6 protein-coding genes are annotated in these 4096 nt (G+C 65.8%); 2 read left to right on the top strand and 4 right to left on the bottom strand.

Translation table 11 applies throughout. The annotated features are described in order from the left end of the window. Positions 1-183 precede the first annotated feature (183 nt). A complete protein-coding gene (locus ACWJ6R_RS31485) occupies positions 184-558 on the top strand; it encodes an SCO4225 family membrane protein (protein WP_449065708.1) in 375 nt (124 codons plus the stop codon). A 378-nt stretch (positions 559-936) separates the two neighbouring features. Here ACWJ6R_RS31485 and ACWJ6R_RS31480 read toward each other — a convergent pair whose 3' ends face one another. The 4 genes from ACWJ6R_RS31480 to ACWJ6R_RS31465 form a co-directional block, all read right to left on the bottom strand. Then, a complete protein-coding gene (locus ACWJ6R_RS31480) occupies positions 937-1797 on the bottom strand; it encodes a hypothetical protein (protein ID WP_449065707.1) in 861 nt (286 codons plus the stop codon). Between the two features lie 321 nt (positions 1798-2118). Next, on the bottom strand, positions 2119-2685 hold the full coding sequence (locus ACWJ6R_RS31475; protein WP_449065706.1) for a hypothetical protein: 567 nt from the start codon (positions 2683-2685) through the stop codon (positions 2119-2121). Positions 2686-2801: 116 nt separating this feature from the next. Next, positions 2802-3221: a hypothetical protein gene (locus ACWJ6R_RS31470; protein ID WP_449065705.1), complete on the bottom strand. Its 420-nt coding sequence runs from the start codon at positions 3219-3221 to the stop codon at positions 2802-2804. A 76-nt stretch (positions 3222-3297) separates the two neighbouring features. Beyond that, positions 3298-3576 carry a hypothetical protein gene (locus ACWJ6R_RS31465; protein WP_449065704.1) on the bottom strand — a complete coding sequence of 93 codons (279 nt, stop codon included), beginning with the start codon at positions 3574-3576 and terminating at the stop codon, positions 3298-3300. A gap of 188 nt (positions 3577-3764) precedes the next feature. Between ACWJ6R_RS31465 and ACWJ6R_RS31460 the strand changes: the two genes are divergently transcribed. Then, positions 3765-4094: a hypothetical protein gene (locus tag ACWJ6R_RS31460; protein ID WP_449065703.1), complete on the top strand. Its 330-nt coding sequence runs from the start codon at positions 3765-3767 to the stop codon at positions 4092-4094. The last annotated feature ends 2 nt before the right edge of the window (positions 4095-4096 follow it).

The following is a 4096-nucleotide window of genomic DNA, read 5'->3' as shown; positions in this document are numbered from 1 at the left end:
CGGCCTGGGGGCCGGTCACGGCCGGGGCCGCACTCGGGCCGCCCGCCGCACCACGCCTACCCCGCCCCTACCGACGCGCCGCACCTGGGCCACGCCGCCACCCGAGTCCTGAGCACTCCAACACGACGTCTCTGAGCACCCCTACTCAAGGCCACGCGCGCCTGACCAGCAAGAATTGGCTTCATGCGACTCCCGCGTGCGATAGCTAGGTACGTCTCCCGATACGACCGGGGCACCTTCGCCCTGTCCATCGCCGGCCCATACGCATTGATCGTCATTGCCGCGACCGCCTATGTGTGGATCGCCACCCACCAGCCGGGCAGCCAGGGCTTGGAGATGCTCGTACTGTTCGCGGTCACCTCCCCGATCTCTCAGTTCTTCATGTTCCTCCCTCTCGACTGGCTCCCCCCGACGCTCTTCCTCCTGGCATACACCGCCGTCGGGCTATTCCAGGCGTGGCTCCTCTGGCTGATCGCACGTGGAAGGAGAAAGGCCACGCCTCCGGCGGGGGCACTCCGGCTCCAGGATGATCACGAAGAGCGAGAGCCGGGTTCGTAAGTGGCTGAGGACCGGATCTTCCCGTCACCGCCGTCCCAGGCAAGCCGAGCAGATCAGGGCCAGGGCGCCAAGGTCGTTCGTCCGTCAGGCGCTCCACCCTTGGCGCCCTGGCCCTGACCCGCTCCCCGCAGTGGGTGGAGACGGCGACGAGAAGATCCGGCGGGAGAAGGGTGTGCGTCCGCACCGGGTTCGCGACCGTGCCCGTTGCGTGCCCGTCAGGAGAGGGAACGAGGGGACTCACGGGGAATCACAGGCAGCCGGACTGCTCCCCCTCAGGTCAGCGTTTCCCCAGCTCAACCACCAAGATTGTTAGAGACTTCCTAAGCTGACAGTGCAGGTTCGATTCCTTCAGCCGATCCAAACGGGAAGCCCGGGCCGTCAGAGCCTTTTCATCCCCCGCACCACTGGCAGCCCTGTGCCAGAGTCGAGCACTAGGCGGTCGCCAAGCGGTCGCGCAAGCGTGACGGTAACGGTGGCTATCTTAAGCATCAAGGGGCACATCTCACCGGAGCTCTCCTCATCCACATCAACGACTACTAGCTGGTCGGTCTCGTAAGCGCGAGCCCCGTGAACACGGTCACAGGCGCCGTAGCCGTATTGGAGAAGAAGTTCGTTCGGTTTGCTGGCGATGAGATCGAACGCCATCACCTCTTCGGTATCCTCCTGCGCCTGCTCGGGACGGGCGGTGACAGCCGAAGGGGCAACCGCCACATGGACGTACTTCTGCTTGACGTCCCTGACGGTGAACAACCATGCGGGCACCTGGATCGTGCCGCGGCTGGTCTCCAGTGGTACCTCACCCAGTTCGGCACCGGTCACCCGGAGCGGGCGGCATGCCTTGGCCGGACATTCCTCTTCGATGAGGTCGGCCGGTTTGCTGAAATCCGCGTACGCACTCGCCGCCGCAATGAGCGGCACCTGCGTAACGGAGCCGTCTGGCCATCGCACGTCCGCGCGGGTCGGGGAGTCCACAGGCAATTCGGCAGCCAGCTGCCATGCGCCGTTATGCGCGCTTCTGTTCGCCCAGGCCGGAACATGGCCCACGCGAGCCCACCCCTGTGGATTCATCGCCTCCAGCGAAACGAACCCTTCGCGCCAGGCACGGTCGTCGGCCGATCCCTGCCAGCGCGCCACCACCTCTCGGGCGCGATCCTCGAACCCGCCTGGTGAAAGGCGATGGGACCAGTTACAGGAGGACAGAAGCAACACCAACGACAGGCATGCGATCGTCCTTCGCACGAGAAATCCTCCATCCCGGTCGTTAGCCGACCCCCGTTGCCCGGCTCGACAGCGACTAAGCTATCTAGTCGCGTACTGACAAACCGGGCGTATCGTTGAATGGGAGATATCACCGCGAGCACCAGCGGCACCGGGCTCCATAACTCAGAAGGCTCGGTGTGACGCGTGCCAGATCCGTGCCAGTGCGGACGGTCGACCAAGGGAATCACGGGAGCCGGCGGAGAGAGTGCTGTCCGCTCTGGCCTGGAGCGCAGCACGTCAGCAGATCGCGTACCGCAGTCTTCCAAACTGGTGGTCACACAGACGCTGTATCGCCGAAGATCAACGCTCCGGTGGAGTCCCGCCCACTGCGTGGAGGGCATCGATGTACCCGCCACCGACGTCGAACCGGGTGATGTCCGCTGTCTTGTTCGTGGAGTAGGTACGTGCCCAGTCCGCCGCCGGCCCGATCTCCTGGAGACGCAACCGCTTCTTCCGGGTGATCCCGCGAGCACGACCGATGTGGCAGACATGGGGATCGATCTTCTCGATGTAGACGGCCAGGAGAGGAAACGCTTCGGTCAGCGTCTCGATCAGACCCGCGGTGGAATCAAGGTCGACCCCGGCCGGAGACCGGACGCACTCCCCGCGCAGGGCGAGGGCACGATGGGTCATGGATGCACCCTTCCAGTTCGAACGCGTCGCGCATGTGATGTCGCGGAGCCGTACGGCCGAGTGGCCGTCGAGATGGAGTTCGTCGGAGATGGTGTGCAGCAGTACCCACTTGCGGCCGATGCCGGCCACGTAGGCATCGAGTCGATCCGCACCGTCGATCTCGCGGCTGACTCTCACGGGTTTGCCGGAACGTCGTGCTCTCTTCAGGTCCTGGAGGATCTTCCCTTTAGCCATGATCCGGATCGTCCCACTTCGTGAAGCCGGCACTCATCCGGTTTTCGGGTCGTTGTGGACCGTCGCGGGGTCATGGAACAAAGTCATTCCCTCAACCGTCCGACCACTCCTCCCGGCTATGAGCCGGTTCCATTGCTTTCAGCGAGGTGAACGCAGGTCGAGCACACGTTCTCCAGCGTGGACAGGAACGGCGGTGACCAGGAGCCGACCAGTACCGGCCGCACCATGGCCCCGCACAGGCTCTCTCGTCGTCCGGACGGCCACGCATGCCGTATGACCTCACGACCGACACCGGACAGGCCGACGCCGTACGGATTGTGATCCTCGCGTGGATGCTCAACAGCATCAACAAGCAGGTCATCCATGTGCACGTGCCAGCGCCGCACCCCACCGAGGAGGGGTGAGGGTTCCTGATCGAGTTCGACCAGGGCGAAGGTACCGCGCCGCAGGAGGCGCACGATGGTGCCGTGCCGGCCGAGCAGCTCGGTGGCATGCGCGCGGGTATGGGCGTGGCTGTGCAGGAGTTGGACGATCACCGCACGGTCGCCCGCCCGTGGTGGTCGCCATCGCGCCCGACGTGCCGCATCCGGCGAGGGCCGCGTCTTCAGTTGCTCAGCGCGCACCATCACCGGCCGCCGCAGGGTTGGCGAGCACGGGCGGCGAGGAGTCCGCGCGCAGCGCCGCGTACCGGAACGCGATCCTCCGAGCAGCTCGGACCGGATCGGCCGCCGGATGCCACGTGTAGGTGAAGCGCTGCCGCCGGTCGTCCCAGCCGGTACGCCACCAGAAGCGTTCCCCGTCGCACCAGACGATCAGGCCCACCCAGACCGAGACCAGCGCCAGGCCGTAACCGTCGTGGACGTCGGCGACGATCCCGTGGGCTTCCAGCACGCGACGGAGTTCATGTCCGGCTCCCTCCGGGGTGGGGACAGGAGCGATCTTGGTTGCATCCGGCCAGTTCATGCGCTCAGTGGACCGTCCGCGTCCAGGTCGGCATAAGCGCGTGATCGGCCATGAGTGTGGGAACCGTTTCACGCCCCGTGTGAAAGCGATCCAGTCGTGACCGCGACCTTCGCCGGATGATCTGTCGGGTCGGCGGCATACCGGTACGGCCGCGCATCGTGGCCTTCCTCAACACCAGCGTGACGCCTCTGCTGAAAGGCAGCCGCGACGATCGCACGGGACGGGGACTGTTCCGGGCCGCGGGCGGACTGGTCGCGCTGGCCGGCGTCTGCGCCTACGACTCCGACCGCCAGGCCCTCTCCCAGCGCTACCTGTTCCACGCCCTGCGCATGGCCAAGGCGTCCGGCAACCTCGCGTTCGGCGGCTACGTGGTCGCTCTGCTGGCGAACCAGGCCCCTGCGTTCCGCAGATGTGTGTCCGGCCTAGTGCACGGATCTGCAGGTTGAAC

Source organism: Planomonospora algeriensis (assembly GCF_977012225.1).
The sequence above is the reverse complement of the archived record's forward strand: the minus strand, read 5'-3'. Positions and strand labels throughout refer to the sequence as shown.